Annotated in this window: 13 protein-coding genes; 4 read left to right on the top strand and 9 right to left on the bottom strand. The window is 59.0% G+C overall.

The genetic code is table 11. The annotated features are described in order from the left end of the window. Positions 1–9: 9 nt before the first annotated feature. A complete protein-coding gene (locus ACL2XG_RS00750) occupies positions 10–1152 on the bottom strand; it encodes an efflux RND transporter periplasmic adaptor subunit (RefSeq protein ID WP_413723153.1) in 1143 nt (380 codons plus the stop codon). Positions 1153–1536: 384 nt separating this feature from the next. On the opposite strand from ACL2XG_RS00750, the gene ACL2XG_RS00745 reads away from it, so the two are divergent. Together ACL2XG_RS00745 and ACL2XG_RS00740 are read left to right on the top strand one after the other, a co-directional pair. Next, positions 1537–2079 (top strand): Lrp/AsnC family transcriptional regulator, encoded by a 543-nt coding sequence (locus tag ACL2XG_RS00745; protein ID WP_413723462.1) that lies wholly within the window; start codon positions 1537–1539, stop codon positions 2077–2079. A gap of 228 nt (positions 2080–2307) precedes the next feature. After that, positions 2308–2730, top strand: a complete 423-nt coding sequence (locus ACL2XG_RS00740) for a DUF2000 family protein (RefSeq protein ID WP_410014524.1) — start codon at positions 2308–2310, stop codon at positions 2728–2730. Positions 2731–2755: 25 nt separating this feature from the next. Here ACL2XG_RS00740 and ACL2XG_RS00735 read toward each other — a convergent pair whose 3' ends face one another. Then, positions 2756–4351: an MFS transporter gene (locus tag ACL2XG_RS00735; RefSeq protein ID WP_413723577.1), complete on the bottom strand. Its 1596-nt coding sequence runs from the start codon at positions 4349–4351 to the stop codon at positions 2756–2758. A 282-nt stretch (positions 4352–4633) separates the two neighbouring features. Here ACL2XG_RS00735 and ACL2XG_RS00730 point away from each other — a divergent pair, with 282 nt between their 5' ends. Further along, on the top strand, positions 4634–5104 hold the full coding sequence (locus ACL2XG_RS00730; protein ID WP_413723463.1) for a cupin domain-containing protein: 471 nt from the start codon (positions 4634–4636) through the stop codon (positions 5102–5104). A gap of 82 nt (positions 5105–5186) precedes the next feature. On the opposite strand, the gene ACL2XG_RS00725 is transcribed toward ACL2XG_RS00730, so the two are convergent. Beyond that, positions 5187–6398, bottom strand: a complete 1212-nt coding sequence (locus tag ACL2XG_RS00725) for a multidrug effflux MFS transporter (RefSeq protein WP_410014522.1) — start codon at positions 6396–6398, stop codon at positions 5187–5189. Positions 6399–7043: 645 nt separating this feature from the next. On the opposite strand from ACL2XG_RS00725, the gene ACL2XG_RS00720 reads away from it, so the two are divergent. Further along, on the top strand, positions 7044–7352 hold the full coding sequence (locus ACL2XG_RS00720) for a hypothetical protein (protein WP_410014521.1): 309 nt from the start codon (positions 7044–7046) through the stop codon (positions 7350–7352). Positions 7353–7454: 102 nt separating this feature from the next. On the opposite strand, the gene pbpC is transcribed toward ACL2XG_RS00720, so the two are convergent. The 6 genes from pbpC to ACL2XG_RS00690 all read right to left on the bottom strand — a co-directional run bounded on the left by pbpC (position 7455) and on the right by ACL2XG_RS00690 (position 20621). Then, complete coding sequence (gene pbpC, locus ACL2XG_RS00715) at positions 7455–9821, bottom strand: penicillin-binding protein 1C (RefSeq protein ID WP_413723155.1); 2367 nt, start codon at positions 9819–9821, stop codon at positions 7455–7457. A 60-nt stretch (positions 9822–9881) separates the two neighbouring features. Beyond that, entirely contained in the window at positions 9882–15908 is a 6027-nt protein-coding gene (locus tag ACL2XG_RS00710) for an alpha-2-macroglobulin family protein (RefSeq protein ID WP_413723156.1), read from the bottom strand. A 105-nt stretch (positions 15909–16013) separates the two neighbouring features. Further along, complete coding sequence (locus ACL2XG_RS00705; RefSeq protein ID WP_413723157.1) at positions 16014–16865, bottom strand: PA4780 family RIO1-like protein kinase; 852 nt, start codon at positions 16863–16865, stop codon at positions 16014–16016. A 234-nt stretch (positions 16866–17099) separates the two neighbouring features. Then, complete coding sequence (murP, locus tag ACL2XG_RS00700) at positions 17100–18545, bottom strand: PTS N-acetylmuramic acid transporter subunit IIBC (protein WP_413723158.1); 1446 nt, start codon at positions 18543–18545, stop codon at positions 17100–17102. 125 nt (positions 18546–18670) lie between these two features. Continuing rightward, positions 18671–19468 carry an SDR family oxidoreductase gene (locus tag ACL2XG_RS00695; RefSeq protein ID WP_413723464.1) on the bottom strand — a complete coding sequence of 266 codons (798 nt, stop codon included), beginning with the start codon at positions 19466–19468 and terminating at the stop codon, positions 18671–18673. Between the two features lie 76 nt (positions 19469–19544). Continuing rightward, on the bottom strand, positions 19545–20621 hold the full coding sequence (locus ACL2XG_RS00690; RefSeq protein WP_413723159.1) for an ABC transporter permease: 1077 nt from the start codon (positions 20619–20621) through the stop codon (positions 19545–19547).

Here is a 20621-nt window from a genome sequence, read left to right as displayed (position 1 = left end):
TGGTTTCCCCTATTGTGCCGACGGATCGGTCATCGAAGAGTTGTTGCTGCCCGTTGAGGCGACGGCGTTCCGGCGTTCGCTGGCGTTAACCTTGATACCGGCGCGGATATTCTGGAGCCCGTCGGTAACGACTCTTTCACCGGCCTGCAGCCCCTGCACCACCAGCCACTCCCCGTCGATCATTTCGCCGGTGGCGACAGTGCGTTGTTCGATGGTGTCATCGGTTTTCACCACATAGACGTAAGGTTTACCTTTGACGTCATGGCCGACCGCTTCCTGGGGAATAAGAATACCCTGCTCCTGCACGCCCTGGCGCAGGACCGCATGCACAAACATCCCCGGCAGCAGTTCGTTATGCGGGTTGGGGAACGATGCCCGCAGGGTTACCGATCCCGTCCCCTCATCCACCGTCACTTCAGAAAACTCCAGCTTGCCCTCATGTTGATAGATGCTGCCGTCTTCTAGGGTCAGTTGTACCGCCGCGGCGTTATCGCCGGCCGATTTCAGATGGCCCTGCGCCAGCGCCCGGCGCAAACGCAAGAGATCCTGAGAGGATTCGCTGATATCGACGTACATCGGATCCAGCTGTTGGATGGTGGTCAGATAGCTCGTTTGCCCGCTGGTCACCAAAGCGCCCTCGGTGTATATCGACCGGCCGATATGGCCGGAAATCGGCGCCTTGACCTGGGTGTAATTCAGATTGACCCGCGCGGTTTCCACATCAGCGGCCGCTTCTTTGGCGGCGGCGACCGCATCGTCGTAAACCTGGCCGCTGACGGCGTGGGCTTCCGACAGCGGCTTGTAGCGTTTGGCCAGCGCAGCGGCGTTGGTGAACGTCGCCTGCGCCTTATCATAGGCGGCCTGATACGTGGCGGGGTCGATCTGATATAACGGCTGGCCGGCCTTCACCTCGGCACCCTCGGTGAAAAGCCGCTTCAGGATAATGCCGTCGACCTGCGGCCGGACCTCCGCGCCCTTTACCGCCGTGGTCCTGCCGGGTAATTGGGTGGTGAGTGTTACCGGCTGGGTATGTAGCGTGACAATACTGACTTGCGGTATGGCGGCTGGTTGTCCGGCCGTTGGCGAGGTCGAGTCATCACAGCCGGCAATCAACAAAAACATACTGATAATCAGTAATTTTGGATGCGTCATCGGTTCACTCTTTCAATCGTTATGTTTTGAGAACAATCATTCTCAGAAAGAGTGGATATTACCCTAACGCCGGCCGCGATAACGTAAGGCTTGCGTTAACAATAATGTCAAATTGAATCGCAAAAACACCTTTTTTGCCGTTATGGTATGCCAGGAGGATTAATATCATGGCAAGGAGACGTTTATTTTCGCTGTTTGCCTTGGGGAATATTCAAGCGCACTCATCGAGGCAAAATCTGCCGCCGGCTGTATTAACGATCAACAAGAATAAAGCAGCCGGCATAACGTAACAAAACGGCCAATACCGATAACACGCGGGATGTGGCATTAATATGAGACGGGGTCACTTGCAATGACTTTATCTCATTCCCCGGGTGTTTTATGATGCCGAACCAGCGTCAATACTTTCGAGGGTGGAAGCACGTGAGCAAAAGCAAACAGACCGCAAGAAGCGCCTTTTCCCGCCTTGACGCGGCGGATCGCAAGCTCCTCGCCCTGCTGTCGGAGGACGCAACGAGAAGTTACGCCGAGCTGGGCCAGTTAATGCATTTGTCGCCGCCCGCCATCCACGAGCGGGCCAAGCGTCTAAGACAGGATGGCGTCATCAAAGGCACCGTCGCCCTCTTGGACGGCAAAAAGCTAGGCCGCCCCTTGCTTGCTTTCGTGCACGTTGACACCAAAAACTGGACAAGTACCCGCAGAATCCTAGAATTTCGCGCCTTTAATGAAGTCGAGGAAATCCACACGGTTACCGGGGAAAGCGCTATCCTGCTCAAGATTCGCACGCAAGATACTCAGTCCCTGGAGGCATTGCTTGGCAAGATTCATGAAATAGAGGGCGTGTCTTCCACGCATAGCCATATCGCCCTCTCTACCTACCTGGAACGCGGCCCGAGTCCGTTAACGGATGGCGACGACGCGGATTGAAAAAATTGCCGCCGCATTTCCCTGCGTTTTTTTTCAGGCCTGTTCCCAAGGTGCATACAGGCTATTAGGGCTGAAGAATATTCAGGATTTCATGGTCCGGCAAGACACTTAAACAGATGTGCCGTGAACCGCGTTCGTATTTTCGCGCCTCTCGCCTTATACACTTCCTAGCGCCGAATATTATGTGAGAAAATTATATTACCGCAGAATAATGTTCAACCAGCGATAGTGAATGACGATATGGTACCTCTGACCAAGACCGCGATAATACTTTTGGATCCCCTTCCGCTCTGGAAAAAACTGAACGTCACGGCTTTTCTGGCGACAGGCATTGGCGATGCCTCCCCCGAGGCCATGAGCGAGATATATATCGATGCGGATGAGCGGCAATATACCCGACTGTTCGGGCAACCTATAGTCGTATTTTCGGCTTCGCAGGATACGCTGTTACGCGCGCTGCGGGTTGGTCAGGAGAGGGGCCTGACGTGTTCCGCCTATGTGAGCGCCATGTTTGATCAATCCCATGGCGAGGAAGGGCGCAGGGTTTTTCGCGCCGAGCATGCGCACAGGCCGGATTTAGTGGGGCTTGCCGTGCGTGGCCCGCGTAAGGATGTCGATAAGGCAATCAAAGGCGCCCGGCTCCATCCGTAAGCACGGGTATAAAATACCGCCGGTGTCACGGGTTCGATGACCGCGTCAATTCCGCCGTGCGTCCCGCGCCCCGCAATGCGATAAAGATGACGATGGCGGTTATTGCCGCAATTGCCGAAAGCACGTCGAGCAGGAGGCTGAACACGCTCTGGTAAATTGCGGTCAGGGCCTCAGGGGAAGACGCGTTGAGGGCGGCATTCGACCCTGCCAAATCGCCGCCTGCCAGGCGCTGCGCGGCCGCGCTGGCCGATGATGGCGCCTCCGGCAGTAAAGAATCAAACCGGGGGATAAGCAACGCCACGAGCAGCGCGTTTACCATCGCGAGCGCGATGCCTTCACCCGCCACGCGGGTCGTGTTGAAGATGCCCGTCGCCATGCCGGCGCGTTCGCGCGGCACGACGCTGAGGGCGAGCCCGTCCATCAGCCCCCAGGGAAGACTGATGCCGATGCCGATCAGCAGGAGCGGAGCAATCAGCGCCGGGCCGGCCTCGCCGCCCGCCCAGCGGCCCAGCCATAAGAGACCGCCGGCCGACAGCATCAGCCCTGTTCCGCACAGCGCAGCAGCGGAAAACCATCGCGTGAGCAGGCCCGCGATGAGCGGCAGGACCAGGAGCGGACCGCAAAGCGCCATCATGATCCATCCGACCTTCAGTTCACTCATGCCATTGATGCCGACGAGCCGGATGGGAAGCAGCACCAGCAGGACCACAAAAGCGTAAGCCGGCGCCGCGGCCAGCAGTTGTACAGCGACGAAACGCGGAATACGGAACAGCGACAGGTCGAGCATCGGCCGCCGCGCGGAGGTTTCTACCCGGACAAAAACGGCGCCGAGGAGCAATGCGCCGGCCAAAGACACAATGACCGGCATAGCCAGCCAGCCGGCCGCCGGCGCGACCAAAATGCCGTTGGTAAGGAAAGCCAGCGCGGCGGTGAAGCTGACGGCGCCTTTCCAGTCGAGGCCTGCGGCGTCGGGATCGCGGGATTCGCGCACCACGCCGGTGCCAAGAAGGAACGCCGCGCCGGCAAGGACCGCCGCCAGGAAAAAGATTGAGCGCCAGCCGAAGATAGCGATCATAAGCCCTGAACTTATCGGCCCGAAGGCCAGGCCGATGCCGAAACTCGTGCCGACCACGCTGAAAGCCCTGATGGCGCCGGGACCGGTGAATTCTTGCGCCAGCGCCGCCATCACGCCGGAGAACGCTAACGCCGACGCGACGCCCTGGGCGGCGCGCAGCAAATCGGCGGTGAACAGGTTTGGCGAGAAGGCAAGCGCGGCCGAAACGATGCACAGGGCGCAGGACCCGCAAAGGAAGATCTTCTTTCGTCCAAAGGTGTCGGCGAGCGCTCCGGCAGCCATCAGGCAACTGCCGAAGGCGAGCATGAAGGCATTGGAGATCCAGGCGAGTTCCAGCGAACTGCCTTCCAGCGCCCGGCCGAGCGTCGGAATGGCCACGGCCGGCCCGGTGAAGGCGAGCGGGTTCGCCACCGCGATAAGGCAGGCAGACAGGAGTACGCAGGCCTTGCGCAACGCGCCGCCTGAAGTCTGGTTAGTGTTCAAATAAACCTCATTGATGATTTCAGCGTGCCTTAACGGCGGCGCTGCCGCATAAAATAATGCCATGGAGCTTACGCGATATATTGGCGAATGGGTGTCGCCACAGCGGCGACACCTATGATGCAAGGACGGGGGGGCTGGCGAGGAAAGGGAATGTAGGACTGATATCTTTTATGAGCATGATGAATAAGTCCTATGAATAATGGTCCCATTGTCATTAATCATCTTTGCCTTATGCTGGCGGTGGCATCCTCGAAAAAGGATTCTCGCTTTTCCCAGCCTTATTCACATCATAATGACCAGCAGGCAGGTCATTATCGTCGGGCATCTATGCTGGAGAAAATAGTCATAAATCGACTGATGATATCCGCCTTACCGTTGGCGCTACCTCCGTCGGCCACTTTTGCTGAGGAAACATCCATGATTGATATTACCAGACACGGCTCCACGCCCGCCGCCAGCGGTCCGGAGAGCTATTTTACCGGCACGGTAAGTATCGACGCGCCATTCCAGGCCACGCCGCCCGCGCGCGTGGGGGGCGCGACCGTCACGTTCCAGCCCGGGGCCCGCACGGCCTGGCATACGCATCCGCTGGGCCAGACGCTGATTGTCACCGCAGGCCAGGGGTGGGTGCAGGAATGGGGGAAGCCGGCCCAGGTCATGAATAAGGGCGATATCGTCTGGATACGGCCCGGCGTTAAGCACTGGCACGGTGCGTCGGCCACCTCCGCCATGTCGCATCTCGCCATTGCCGAGTCCCTGGACGGCAAAGCCGTCGACTGGCTGGAAAAAGTCACCGACGAGCAGTATCAGCAGTAAGCCCCGCCACACTATGGCTCGCCTCCCGGCGCGCCATGGCAATACGCGCCCCACGCCTGCCTTGCGATTCTGCTGCGCGCTATCACGATAGTGCGCTTCCCGGGCTTTTCCGTATCACCATCAGGGCGCTGGCCGAGGTGAACAGCGCAATGATCCAGGCCATCGTCCAGGGCGTGCCGTCGCTCAGCCACGCCAGCAACAGGGATGAAATAATCCCGCTCCCGTACTGTAATGAACCCATTAATGCCGAGGCGGATCCCGCCATTCCCGGCACGTCATCCATTGCCGCGGCGGTAGACGTGGCGGCAATAACCCCGTTCATGGAAAAAAAGATAAACACGCTGATGACAATGAGCACGATACCGCCCACCTGCATTTTTGTCGCCAGCGCCAATATCACCGCGGCGGCGGCGGCAATCGAGGTGGCTATTTTCAGCAGCGTGTCCAGTTTGTGGCGCTGCACCAGCTTACGGTTGACGGCGCTGATGGCCATCAGGCCAATCACGTTTATGGCGAACAGCCAGCCATAATGCTGGGGATCAACCTGGTAATAACTGATATAGACAAACGGCGAACCGGTAATAAAGGCATACGCGGCAACATAATAGAAGGTCACGCACAGCGTATAGCGCATGAATGTCCTGTTCTTCAGCAAAGAAACATAATTAGCGAAAGCGCCAGCGAGTGAGGCGTTGATCCGCCGCGCCTGCGGCAGCGTTTCCGGCAGCCACCATAAGGAGATAAACATCAGCGTTCCTATAATGGCCAGTAACCAGAAAATGGCGTGCCAGGACGCCACCCTGATCATCTGTCCGCCGAGCAGCGGACCTGCTATGGGCGCGATGGCCATAATCATCATCAGCGTCGACAACATTTGCGCTGCGCGGGTGCGGGTAAATAAATCCCGGATCATCGCGCGCGCCAGCATCGGTCCAATACAGGCGCCCATCGCCTGGAATACCCGCCAGAAGACGATTTGAGTAATATCACGCGACATGGCGCAGCCTATGGACCCGAGGGTAAACAGCACCATCCCGATAAATAACGGCACCCGGCGCCCCAGGCGATCGCTTATTGGCCCCCAAATAAGCTGTGCTATGGTAAAGCCAATTAAAAAACCGGTGATGGTCAATTCCGCGCTCCCCCGGAGATCGGCTGACATGGCCGGCATCGCGGGTAAATAAATATCTGTCGACAACGAGGTGAATGCCATTAAAGCACTCAGGATGACGATAAATAACAGCCCGGTATTGTGACTTGTGGCGATAAGCACTCGTCTTTCTGTTTTCTTCATAATGTTCTTTTTAGCGTATACGGGAGGTGGCAGAAACCTCATCTTAGCCTTGAACCCTTCCCGGGTAACCTGATGAAAATACAATGTGGCTATGAGTCAGATTCATAAATGGCCGTTTTGGCGCCGAGGGCCGCAATTCGAGCGCTAGCGGCCGTCGCACCCCTGGCCGCCCTTGGCCGGTAAACGCGCCGTTTCAGGTTTACCGCGGTGTTGTTATAGTGCGTGACCCTGGGGACATAAATGATAACAAACGCAATTGCCGATATTCGCAACGGATATCACGCCGGGATAATTTTAAATCGGTTAATATATTAATTCTTTTTACCGCTTGAATTTGATGGGGTTTTTATTACCCTTTACTGAGAGTTTTCTCAAACTAAAAAAATAACCGGATATGATAAAAGTGGCAATTGCACCTGCCCATTATGAACGGTAATTTGTAAGTGTATTAATAATGAATTAATCGGGAAAATATATCTCAACACTCAATTATGCGTGTTTATTCAGCGCTGGATTTATTGTAAGAATGGATTATTATTTTTTATTTACACATTAACGCAATGCAATAAAATTGACATCGCACGTTGCATCTGGACATATCGCTATTACGCGACATTTAATACACAGCTTATTCAGGTATCTGTTATGACAAAAACCACCCTTTCCATAATGTTGGCCGGTTTTATGCTGCTCGCTTCCGGGTGCGCCTATATTGCTAATTCGCCCGGCACCAAGCCTTCCGTGACGCCGCCAAAGCTGGTAAGCCCCCCGGGGCAAAAGCAGTTTTGGAATAATGCTAAACTGTTCGGCCCTGTTCCGGAAAGATACCAGAATGAGGGCGATAAAGAATGTGCCGCGCAGGGAAATGGCAAAGCCATCGGTTATCATCCCAATCCAAAAGATTATTATGGCAAGTATTTTGGCAAAAGGGGCTATCTGTGCGCGTTCCATTGACGCCGGCCCAGGCCGGTATTCCGGGCCTTGCGGCATCGCGCGGCCCGGCGCGCCCATCTCAACAGCCAGGCCGTATGCTCACCCGCCGCGCGTTTTGCCGCCTTAATCGACAATCTCAATATTCACCAACCGGCTGTCGGCGCGCCCGCGATCGTCGATCGCCCGGATGCGGTAGCGCCCGCTGTTGATGGGCCGCCAATCAAGGGCCGTTTTGCTGGCGGAGCTGCCGAGATAGATATCATCGGCAAACCAGTACACCCGGTTGCTGTCGGCATCCGTCACCGCATTAAACGAAATCCGGTCGCGCCCCGGCTGTGATTGCCTCAGGGTATAGGTCGTGTTCTTTAACGGCGACGTAATCCGCGGCGGATTACCGCTGACGTCCACGCCGCCATCCTGGCAGTGATTCGCCGGCGGTTTGCGCTTGGGCAGGCCGGCCTGGGCAAAGACGTTCGCCAGATCCGACGGCCAGAACTCAAACACCTCGGTGCGGGTCTTATCTTCATCGTAAGGCGGGCAGGCCACGTCGCCGGTCAGTTTATCCAGCCGCACCGGGCGATACACCGTATCGACCTTGATTGGCGACTTGCCGGGAATAAACCAGGTTTTGCCTGTTTGCCGGCACCACGGCGTCGGTAAATCCCCGCTGGCGAGGCAGATATCGACCCGTTTCAGCTGCTTTGGAAAAGGCTGCTTCGGTTCCTGTAATGAGGGATAACTGGCGTTAATGCCGTCGATTATGTTGAAGAACAGCGGCGCGGCCGCTTGCGCGCCGACAAAGACATTATTGCCGGCGCCGTCGAAATTCCCTTCCCATACCACCAGGACGTAAGGGCCGAAAATCCCGACGCTCCACGCATCGCGAAAGCCCCAAGAGGTGCCGGTTTTCCAGTACACCGGTAACGATGCGGGTTGTTGAGCCAGCGTATCGCCGGGACGGCGGTGTTGGCGCAGCATGTCGAGGGTGATGAAGCTGGCTTGCGCGCTGAGTAACCTGACCGGGGCGGGACGCGGATCGGTTTTTTGCATCCGCAACGCTTGCAGCTCGCCGCGATTCGCCAGTAGCGCATACAGTTTTGCCAGCTCCTGCATCGTCACCTCGCCCCCGCCCAATACCAGCGCGAGGCCGTAGTGGTTCTCGCTGGACATATCGGCAATGCCGGAGAGCCGCAGGAACTGATAAAACGACGGCTGCCGGAGCTGCGAAGCGACGAACACGGCGGGAATATTGCGGCTGAAGTTCAGGGCATCCGTCGCGGTGACCGGCCCGAGAAAGCGGCGATCGAAATTCTCAGGGGCATAGGCGCCAAACGCCGAGGGCACATCCTTGAGGATAGTCATCGGATGCAGCACGCCCTGCTCCAAGCCCAGCGCATAAATAAAGGGTTTGAGCGCCGACCCCGGCGAGCGTTTGGCGTTGGTGCCATTCACCTGTCCCTGAATGCCGCGGTTGTAATAATCCGCCGACCCCGCCAGCGCGCGTATTCCCATATCGCGGGTATCCACCAGCAGCACGGCGGCATTATGGATGCCCCGGCGCTCGTTGCGGGTGATAAACGCGGTTACCTGCCGCTCGACGAGCCGCTGCAAGCCGGCGTCCAGGGTGGTGTCGATACGGGTATCGGTGCCGATATAGCGCTGGTTTTGCTGGCGCAGCTGCTCGATAAAATGCGGCGCGATAAACGGCAGCCGCTCGGGCTGGCGCAGCGCCAGCGGCAGCCTGAACAGCGCGCCCTGGCTGGCGTCGACGCCGTAGTGCCGCTGCCAGCGCTGGAACAGCCGGTTGCGCGCCTGCGAGAGCAAGGCGCCCAGCACGCCGGCGCCGGCATCGATGCGATAACGCGGCGACTGCGGCAGCACCGCCAGCGTCAGCGCTTCCGGCAAGGTCAGATCTTGCGGCGCCTTGTCGAAATAAATCAGGCTGGCCGCCCCGATGCTCTCTATATTGCGGCCATAGGGGGCGCTGTTCAGGTAGGCTTCGAGAATATCGTGTTTGGAGTAACTCAGTTCCAGCTGCGCCGCGCGCAGGACCTGCATGATTTTGCCCGACGGCGCGCGGGTATTGAGATGCCAGCGCATGCGCGCCAGCTGCATGGTGATGGTCGAGCCGCCCTGCATTTTACCGCCCGCGACATAACTGCGCCAGAACCCCCGCGCCAGGCTGAACGGGTTGAAGCCGGGGTGGAGGTAAAACCAGCGGTCCTCATGCAGCAGCAGGCCTTTGACCGCCAGCGGGGAAACCCGCTCCAGCGGGGTCCATAAACGGTAGCGGTCGTCGCTGGCGAGGGCGATACGCATCAGCGTACCCTGCCGGTCATAGTAGACCGACGATAAAGGTTGCCCCCGGGAAAGCGGCGGATGAGGCCACAACCGGCATGCCAATACCAGCAGCGCCAGTAAAAAAACCGCCATGGCAATGTTTTGCAGCCGGCGTTGCAGGGCGGCGGATAACACGGGAAAGAGGTTCATCTCACTACCCAGGGCGGTTTACGCCCCGGTCCTCCATGGCGGGGCGCTGACCGCGGCATATTATTGTTTAGCCGCCGCGCCGACCAGCAGTTTTTGGCCGCCGACGGACAGCGCCTGGACGTCACGATCATACATGGCCTCGCCATAAGCCGGCGGGATGACAAAGCTGCCGGTGTTGGTGGCTTTGATCTGATAGACAAACTCCTGCGCAACGGGGCCGGCGCTGCCGTAGATAACGACACGATCTTCGCGGATATCGCTGTAATCCGGCGCCCAGGTGGACCCGGAGGCCGCCAGCGGCGATTGCCAGGACGGCGGCGCGTTGGCGTCGCCGTTCTCGTCGGTGTCCCCATCGCCCTGGCCGGACGCCGGTTCCGGCGGCGTTTGCTGCACCACTTCAAACCCGCCCGGCAGCAAATCGACAATCGCCAGATTGCTTTGCCCTTCTTTGGCGTTGGCGCGTATGTTCAGATGCACGCTTACCGTCTGTCCCAGCGTCACCCGGGTTACCGGCTTGCCCTGATCATCGGTGTAACTACGGGTGATTTCCAGGCCGCGCGCTATGGCTTTTTCCGGCGCGGCCAGATCGTAGCCGGCCTGCGTCACCACATACCAGGCCGGCGCGTCATGACCATTTTCAACGCGAATCGCTTGCGCATCGGCGGTAAAATCGCCTTTGGCCAGCCACCCCTGCATGCTGGAAATCAGCTTGGGCCCGACCTGTTTATCCGCGCTGATTTGCGTGATTTTCAGCGCGCCCGGTGCCGTGGCCTGTGCCGCCACCTGCGCGGAGTAACTCTCCAGCGCCAGAATACTCATCGCCGATGAATAGGTGGTGTAGCGCTCCTCCTTCAGCGCCCTGATCATATTTTCCAGCACCTGCGGCGGAATCGAGGACACTTTTTCCGGGAAGTGACGGGTGATGAGATACAGTCGCGTCGCGTCCTGTACCAACGGGTCGAAATAAGCCTGGGTCCACCAGGCTTTTCCATATGCGTTGCCCAGTTGCGTCCAGGTCGGCTGCAACAGCGCATTGGCTTCATCGTCCATTTTCAGCAGGCGATAAGCCGACGCCAGATACAGCGCGCCGAGATCGGTTTTCCAGCTGTCGGGGTACCGCTGCTGTAAAGCGTCCTGTACCGACGCCAGCGAACTGGTGGTGATTTCCCCCTGCCGGGTCAGCAGATAGGACGCCCACGCGCGCAGGCGCAGAGTATACAAGTCGTCATGCTGGTTGGCGGCCAGCGCGCGCAGCGCCGCGTTCGCCTCGTCCAGCATACCGTCCGGCAAGGCATATCCCGCGTCTCTCGCTTCCAGCAGGGCTTGCACCACATACGGGGTTACGAACGGATCGGTTTCCGGCGACGAGCGCCACATGCCGATCGCGCCGCTGCCGTTTTGGCGCGAACGCAGCACCGCCAGCATGTTTTTCAACTGCTTACCGTTTTCCACCTGGCTTTGATTGCCGTTGATTTCCGGGTGCGCGCCCGCGAGGATCAGCGGAATCGAGCGGCTGACGATCTGCTCGGAACAATAATACGGATAATCCGCCAGATATTGCGACAACCCGCTGGCCAGCACCAGCGGCGAATTGGAGACCGCCGCTTTACGCACCGCGTAAGCATCGAACATCCGGCGCAAACCGGCGATATCCTGGCTACGGCCGCTCATGCGTCCCATGATGGACTGGGTACGGAATGGCATGGCCGGACGCACCGAGATACTGAGCGTGCGGCGGCTGGCTTTGCCGGTACCGGCGTCATCCCGCACCTGGGCGTCAAACACCAGCGGCGCATCGCCCGGAACGGCATTGGCGCGCAGGCGGAAGCTGATGGCGCCTTCGTGTTTTTCGGCAAGCTGGAGGTCGCGATCCGCGCCGCCGACCACGCTCAGCTGCGGCGGAACCGTGAGATGCACCGCAATCGCCGCAGTTTTGCCGTTCAGTCCTTCGAGGTTATTGCTGACGCCGACGCTGACATCAAATTCATCGCCCGGGGCCACCATCGCCGGGACATTCGGCGTCATGATGACGTTGTCGCGCACGACGGCCGAGGTTTGCGCTTTACCGATTTTGTCCGGCGTTACGGAAATCGCCATTACGCGGATTTTGCCGTTGAAGTAATCCGGCACCTGATAATCAAATCGCTTCTCGCCGTTCACGTCGGTAATGCCGGACCAATACGCCACCGGCTTGTCGCGCTGACGTTTGAACGGATTGACGTTAAGATCCAGTCCTTCGCCGCCGTCACCGCCCGGCGCGGCCGCCAGCTGCATCAGCTTGCTGAACTCCGGCAGGATCAGGTCGAGGATTTGCGCGCTCTTAACGCCCAGCTCACGTTTGCTGAAGAAATACTCGAGCGGATCCTTCAGGCGATAACGCGCCACCTGCAAAATGCCCTCGTCGACGGCGAACAGCGCAACCTGCTGCGGGCCGTCGGTAGACACCGTCATCGCCAGGTTTTCGCCCGGTTTAATCACTGCCGGCACCGCGACGCTGAGGCTGTTCTGACGCGCCTTGGTGCTGATTTTAAACGGCATGACGCCGTAGCTCAGCGGGCTCATAAAGATTTCATTGGAATTCACATCGCGCACAAACTGCACGTTGATGTAGCCGTTACCCTCCATGCCCGCCGGAACGCGGATTTTCTGCACCGAACTGGTGGTATCGGTATGGAACCACTGCCAGCTGTAGACTTTGTCTTTTTCAATGGTTATCAGCCCGCTGCCGGTGTACGGCGCGTTAATCGACACCTCGATGTCCTCCCCCGCCGCGTACTCCGCCTGGTTCAGTTTCAGCGTCAGTTCCGCGTTGCGATCCAGGGCGCGGCTAAGGTTAGCGTTGCCGGCGACGCTATAGGCGATGCGGTTCAGCGCCTTGCCCCGCGCGTCTTCAATCACCAGCACAAAGTCGCCCGGCCGGCCGGTGGCAAGCTTGAGATCGGCGCCCTGCTCGGTCAGCGCCAGCGGCTGTTCAGACAGCCGCACTTCCTTCATTTTCGATTGATATTTATAGACGCCGGAATCCTGCCGGGTCAGCACAGAAATGTATTTCTGCTCGATCAGCGCGGCTTTCAACGCCGGCGGCGCGATCTGCCGGAGCGAAGGGTCGACGGCGATGATATTCAGGTGGCGGGCGGCGTCACGATTGATGTAGCCCAAATCGCCGTCCGCTTTCACCCCGACCAGGTAATCGTACGGCGACACCAGAACGCGCGCCGTGGCCGCGACGGAACGGCCGCCGCCGGCCACAAAGGCTTCCGCTAGCAGCTGCAGTTGATAGGTCGCGTCGGCGTATGACGTTAGATCCAGCGGAATAGCCGCCGCGCCGTTTGCGTCGGTCTGGCGGTCCTCCAGCGCGGTCTCAAACCCATCGCTGTTCTGGCGATCTTCGTAGAACGCATAGTCCGGGTATTGATCAAAGCTCGGATACATCGGGCGCAGCGTCAGTTTCGACGTGACGCGCCGATCCTGCGCCGGCGTCCCGAACAGGTTCTGCACATCGATATTGGCCCGCAGTTCCGAGGGTTTGACCCAGCCCTGCCGGCGATCCGGCGTCAGCTGCAGTTTCACTTGCAACTGATCCGGCTCGAACGCTTTCACGTTCACCGCGGTATGCCCCAGCAGCGTCGACGACGCGTCGTCTTTGCCGATCAGATACAGATAGACATTCCATTCGCCGGTCGGGGAATTATCGTCGGTGGTATAACTCAGCTCGTTGAAACCGCCGGCGCCCAGCGTCAGCGGAATGGTGCTCATCAGCTTGTCGCGCGGATCGTGGATTTCAGCGCGCACCGGCACGCCGGCCAAGCCGATGCCCCAGTCGGCGGCACGGGTAATCAGGCCGATATGAAAGGTCTCACCCGGGCGATAAACGCCGCGATCGGAGAACAGATAGCTGTTCAGCGTACGCGGGTCGTTCGGGGTTTCTTCCCCGTCGATGTCAAAGCGCGAGAAGTCGAGACCGCGGTCATTGTTGCTATCGGCCGGCAGGAAGGACACATCGCCCTCTTTTTCCACCAGAAACATGACCGGCGCGCGCTCGCTGGTGTAGACATCCAGCGCGGGAAAACGCACGTGGCCGTCGGCGCCGGTGGTCCGGCTCAGCAGCGTGACGCCGTTTTTGGCGATAACCGACACCTTGGCGTTGGCGACCGGCGTACCGCTATGAATCGACTGCACAAATACGTCGCGGGTTTTATCCTGCGCGCGCTTGGCGATAATGCCCAGATCGGTGACGACCACAAAGCGCGAATCCCCCGCCGCGGCCTCCTCTTCGTGCTGGTCATCGTCCTGGTACGGGTTGCCGTCGTCAGCGGCCGGCGTCGCCTGCTTTTTGTTGGGATCCCACTCCGTAAGCGTCAGCAGGAAGACGCCGCGATGCGAGCGCGGATCGGTGGAAAGATAACGGGAGAGATCAACGCCCTGATAATTGACCTCCCCCGGATGGCCGCTGTTCACCGCCGCCTGATAGGTAAAGCGCTCGGTAAAATACTCATCATTCAGGCGGTTGAAATCCGCCGATGAATACTGCCGGCTCTTAAACGACACAATGTGCTGCAGCTGGCTGGGAATCACCCGTTTGATATCGAGACGCAATCCCGGCACGTTACGCGCGGCTAAGCTGATTTGCCTGTCGCCGTTCACCGACAGCAGCGAGCCTTGCGACACAAATTGCAGGGATTTGGGATACTCCGGCACCGGTACGACACGGTAGACTTTTTCCGGCATTTTATAGCCGCCGGCAGAAACCAGAACGTTGTCGATTTCCACCAGCATGGCGCGGTGCGCCGGGGCATCGAAACGAAAGCTGAACTGCGGCTGGAACTCGTTTTCGGCGTCATTAAGCTGGACATCCACGGGCGAGGACTGCGCGAGCACGTTATTTTCAACGTTCCCGACCTCCCAGTTGGCGTAGTCATCCGGGCCGGCGGCGGCATCCCGATCGTTTGGATTGTGCTGCGGCAGCAGCCAGACTTTCACCGCGCGGCGCAGGTCTTTATCTTTTACCGCATCGCTGAAGGCTAAGATCAACGCGCGCTGGCTGCCGGCGCCATCGGCATCAACAACCTGCGCGCTGGCCTCTTTAACCGCCAGGCTGTAGAGCGTCGGCACGGAAACCGTCGCGCCGCCGGGCTGCGCGGTGGCATTGGACGGCACCGCGGCTTTCACGCCCGCGCCGATGGCGATACGCACCGAACCGCCGTGATCCAGGGGTTGCAGCGGTTCGGAGTGCACCCAGGCGTTGAGCTTTTTCTGGTCATAGACCACGGAATAACGCAGTTTCGACCCGGACTTGGCGTTACCTTCGAGCAGATCCAGGGCAATCCGTGTTTCGAAACTGGCGGCATCCACCGGCGCGTTGAACTGAACGTTAAAAATCGCGCTGCGTTTTTGCGCATCCTGCGGGTCCTGAAAATACTCGGCTTCGCCAAGCTGATAACCGAACGCCGGCGCGCTGAAGGCGTACCGCCTGGTCGCCAGCGTGGTTTGCGGCGCGAGCAGGACGTCCGGGGTGAAATTCACTTCATATCCGGCGCCCATCGGCAGCGGATTTTTCGGCGTGAAGACTAACCTATGGTCGTTCACCCATCGCCACTCGCCGGCGACGGCCGGTTTGAGCGCAATGCCTTTTGCGACGACCTTGCCGACATCGCTCAGCGGCGCGGCGGCGTTGCTGAAATTGAAGATAGCCTGCTGCGGCGCGGCTTTTTGCGCCGTGTAATTCACCGCTTCCGGGCCGCTGACGCTGACGCTGGTTTGCTCAGGCACCATCGGCGCCGATTCGATGAGTTGCGGCCGGTTCAGCCACCAGTGCCAGCCGTAAACGGCCGCGCCCGCGGCGCACAGCAAGACCAGAATCGACAGGCTGACGGCGAGCGGGCGTCTATCCGCCCCGCGTTCCATATGCCCGACGCCGCGCTTGAGCCCACGGGACAGCGCCGTCCACCAGGCAGGGGCGCGCCAGTGGATATTGCCGACTAACGGTTTCATGATGCGGCCGAGCAGACCCAGGAGAAAAGTCAGCGCGCGCAACAGGCCCTTTATCAGTATAAAAGGCAGGCGCAGCAAGAATCTGAGTACATCCATTTGTAGCGATACTCCCCATCCCTATCAGTGTTACTGATACTTTAACTAAAGACAGGGGTAAAAAGTGATTTACGCAGAGTATTTTGGCGGCCGTTCACGTTGTTTCTACAAATCGCGCTCTTTTTGTGCCCGCTGCCGGTCATAATATTCATATTCGGCGGCGATGATTTCATCAAGCAACGAATCGACGTCGGCTTTATGGGTATCTTCGGCGAACTGCCCGGTCAGGAGGGTTTCCGGGGTCAATTTACCGTCTTCATATAATGCCCAGATTTCCTTCGCATAGCGGGTTTCCAGCAACCGCGGCGCGAACCGTCCGTAGTATTCGGTCATATTATTTACATCGCGCCCGAACATCGCGGCGGCAAGATTGTTCGCCGCGGCATCGACGGCCTGGGGCAGATCGATAATCACCGGCCCTTCGGCATCCATCAGCACGTTAAATTCGGATAAATCCCCGTGGACGATACCCGCGCACAGCATCCGCACGATATTGCGGATCATGACGGCGAAATCGGCCACCGCCTCTTCTTCCGTCAGGATCACGTCGCTCAAACGCGGCGCGACCACGCCCTCGGCGTCGGTGATAAGCTCCATCAGCAGTACGCCGTCCAGGCAAATATAGGGCTGAGGTACGCGCACGCCGGCTTGCGCCAGGCGGAACAGCGCATTGACTTCCGCCGTCTGCCAGGAGTCTTCCTGCTGTTTGCGTCCGAACTTCGAGCCTTTTTGCATCGCGCGCGCGTTGCGGCTGTTACGGACTTTGCGCCCTTCCTGATATTGCACGGCCTGTTTAAAGCTGCGTTGCGTGGCTTCTTTGTAAACTTTGGCGCAACGAATCTCTTCACCGCATAACACGGTGTAAACGTCGGCCTCTTTGCCGCTGCGCAGGCGACGGACCACAGAGTCTATCAGACCGTCATCCACCAGCGGTTGGATTCTATTTGGAATTTTCATGCAGCCTTGTACCCTATTTCAGCGCTTGAGGGAATGACCGGCGCAATATTCTTGCGCAGCCCGATACCTTTTGCCGCACTGATTAGTAGCATTATCCATTATCTCTTTATGCCCAGATTGACGCCATTATGCCACATTATTTATCGATGCTGGGCGTTATGCGCGCATTCCCCCCACCTGCCGACAAATGTTTCGTCACAAAGCGCACATCGGCGGGACGCCGCGGCGGGGGAATTAACTCAAATCAACGTTTTTGCTGCCGCAGAGCCAGGTGATGATAAAGCCGGCGGCATAGGACACCAGCAGCCCGGCGCTATAGACCATCATCCCGGCATAGATGCCCTGCGCGGACGTCATCAGCGGGATGGACAGGATACCGGAAGGACCAAAAACGGTATTGAGGCCGACCGGTAATCCCAGATAGGCGACGGCGCCCAGGAAGAACCCGCCGACGGCGCCGCCAAGACAGGCGGTGACAAAAGGTTTTACCCTGGGCAGCGTGACGCCGTAGATCAAGGGCTCTCCAACGCCGAGGATGCCTGGGATAATGGCGCCCTTGATCTGGGTGCGCAGCAGCGAACCCGTTTTCGCCCTGGCGTACAGCGCCATTGCCGCCCCCACCTGTCCCCCGCCGGCCATGGCCAGGATTGGAAACAGCGAATTAAACCCCTGGGCATCCATCAGGGCGAAATAAACCGGGACAAACCCCTGGTGAATGCCGAACATCACCGCAAGCAGGAACAGGCCCGCCAGGACGGCGCTGCCGAACGGGTTGCCGTTCAGGTGCAGAAACAGCCATGACATGCCCTTATACAGCGCCCCGCCGGCCGGCATGATCACCACAAAGGTCACCGCCCCCATGATCAGCAGGGTGATGACGGGGGTCAGAATCATATCCAGATTATCGGGCATCACCCTGCGCACCCTGCGCTCGACCCAGGCGCCCATGATGGTGGCGATCAGCACGCCGATAATGCTGCCCCTGGGATCGATGGGCAGGCCAAAGAAGCTGTCGATACCGGAATAATACCCGACCCTGGCGTCCGGGACGTAACCCAGGACAAACAGCGAGGCGATAATGGCGCCGTTCACTCCCGTGCCGCCAAACGCCTTTTGGGCGTTATGGCCTATCAGGATGCTCAAAAAAGCGAACAGGCCTTTACTGAACACTTTCATATAACCGATGATGCCGATAAGCCAGGCATTGGGCGACGCAACCCCGATAACCAGGCTTTGCTCCAGCAGGGTGGCGATCCCCAGCAGTAATCCGGCGGCGATAAAGCCGGGTATAAGCGGCGTGAAGATGGTGGCGAAGCGGGTGAAAAAGTGATGCAGGGCGCCGCTCTGGCGCGATTTGAGCTGCCTTTTATTCTGCGCGGCGATAGTGATGAGATCGCCTGCGCCCTCGTCTGCCTGCGGCTCCACGCGGCTTAGCGCAGCATTCATGATATCCGCCGCGGTTTGCGCCTTGCCGGGGCCGAGCACGATCTGTAGCTGATCATCCCCCTCGATCACCCCCAGCACGCCGGCGATTTTTTTCAGCGCCGCGCCATCGACGCGCGCGCTGTCTTTCAACGTGAGCCGCAGCCGCGTCATGCAGTGGCCGCAAACCGCGATATTATTCCGGCCGCCGACCAGGGCCAGTATCTGTTCAATCATTGCTGTGTTGATTTTCGCCATGCGCATGGACACCTGTGCTGAAAGACCGCCCGGTTAACACCGGTGCCGGGCTTTAGCATCATGCCGCCGTCTGGTGATGCAATCAATTCACCTCATGAACATTTTTGTTCATGCCGCCGCCGCGGTCAGGACATGATCAGGCCGCCGTCGATATTAATGGTTTGCCCGGTCAGGTAGCGGGCGTCGTCGGAGGCTAAAAACGCCACCAATCCGGCGACGTCCGCCGGCTGCCCGGCCCGTTTCAATGGAATGCCGCGTACCCACTCCGCCATGAGTTCGCCTTTACCGTAGCGCTTTTGGTCGGTACTGAGGATTTCGCCCCAGACCCGGTCGTTATACTCCCACATCTCGCTTTCAATAATGCCGGGGCAAAACGCATTGACCGTAATATTATGCGGCGCCAGTTCATGGGCCAGGCTTTGGGTGATGCCGATGACCCCCATTTTGCTGGCGGCATAGTGCGGCGTATAGATAAACCCCTGCCGTCCCTGGCCGGAGGAGGTATTGATCAGGCTGCCGTACCGCTGTTTCACCATGATTTTCGCCGCCTCGCGGCAGCATAACCATACGCCGGTGGTATTTACCGCCAATATGCGCTCAAAATCGCTTTTCGGCATCGAATCAAAATAATCGATGGTGATGACGCCCGCGTTCTGGATGGACACCTCCACCGCGCCGAATTTCTCCAGCGCCTGCCGGTACAGATCCCGCACCTGCGCCTCGTCGGTCACGTCGACCCGCAACGGTAAAATGTCCGCGCCGTACTGTTGCCGCAGCCGATCGGCGGTGGCGAATATCCGTTCGGCGTCCGAGACCATCACCAGATTGGCGCCGTCGCGGGCGAAACGTTCGGCGATGCCGGCGCCGATGCCGCGACAGGCGCCGGTAATCACCACGGTTTTACCACTGAAATCTCGTTTCATCATGTTATCTCCACGTTGTTGGCGACGACATCCGCCGCGCGCCGGAATGGATCCGCGCGTTCAGCCGGCGCGGCGCTTAGCCATGGCTCGCCTCAGACATCGCCTGCTGCGCCGCCTGCTGCTTTTTTTCGTGGCGGCGCATCAGCGTGACCTTGCTTTGCAGCCGCTGCTGGAACTGATCGATTACCACGGCGGTGACGATCACCAGGCCCTTGATCACCATTTGCCAGAATTCGCTGACGCCCATCATCACCAGGCCGTCGGCAAGAAACACGATGACAAAAGCGCCGATAATGGAACCGAACACCCGCCCGCGTCCGCCGGATAGCGCCGTGCCGCCGAGCACCGTGGCGCCGATGGCGTCCATCTCGAACATGTTGCCGGTCATCGGATGGGCGGTTTGCAATTGCGAGGCCACCACCAGTCCGACCAGCGCGGCGCACAGGCCGGAGAAGGCATAGACGAAAATCTTCACTTTCACGATGGGCACGCCGGCCAGGCGCGCCGCCGGCTCGTTGCCGCCGATGGCGTAGATATAACGTCCCAGCGGCGTTTTTTTAGTCAGGTACATGCCCAGCAATACGATGGCGGCCATCAGCCAGATCGGGTTATACACACCCAGCAGGGTGCCGGAACCCAGCGTGGCGAAGCCGGTATTGCCCAGGGCCGCCAGGCCCGAGAGATTGGGAAAGGTTTTGCCGTCGGTGGTGAGCAGCGCCGCGCCGCGCGCCACATACATCATGCCCAGGGTGCAGATAAAGGGCGCCACCCCCAGCCGGGTGATCACCACGCCGTTGATCGCGCCGATGACCGTACCGGCGAGCGCCACCACGATAATTGTCTCCACCACGTTTAAAAACAACAGGTTGTCGCCCCATAGCGGGATGCCGAGGGTGAGCAGCGCGCCGCCGATCATGCCGCACATCCCGGCCACCGCGCCGACCGACAGATCGATGCCGCCGGTGAGGATCACAAGCGTCATGCCCACCGCCAGCAGGCCGGTGATGGCGACATGCTGCGTCATAATCAGCAGGTTCGAGGTGGTGATAAAGTTCGGCACCATGGCGCTGAAAAAGCCGATGACGATTAGCAGGGCGATAAAGGTGCGCGCCTTGAGCAAATACATATAAACGAGATATTTTCGGCTTTGCAT

Origin of the sequence: Sodalis sp. RH24, assembly GCF_047324145.1 — a bacterium.
Lineage (GTDB): Bacteria > Pseudomonadota > Gammaproteobacteria > Enterobacterales > Enterobacteriaceae > Acerihabitans.
The sequence above is the reverse complement of the archived record's forward strand: the minus strand, read 5'-3'. Positions and strand labels throughout refer to the sequence as shown.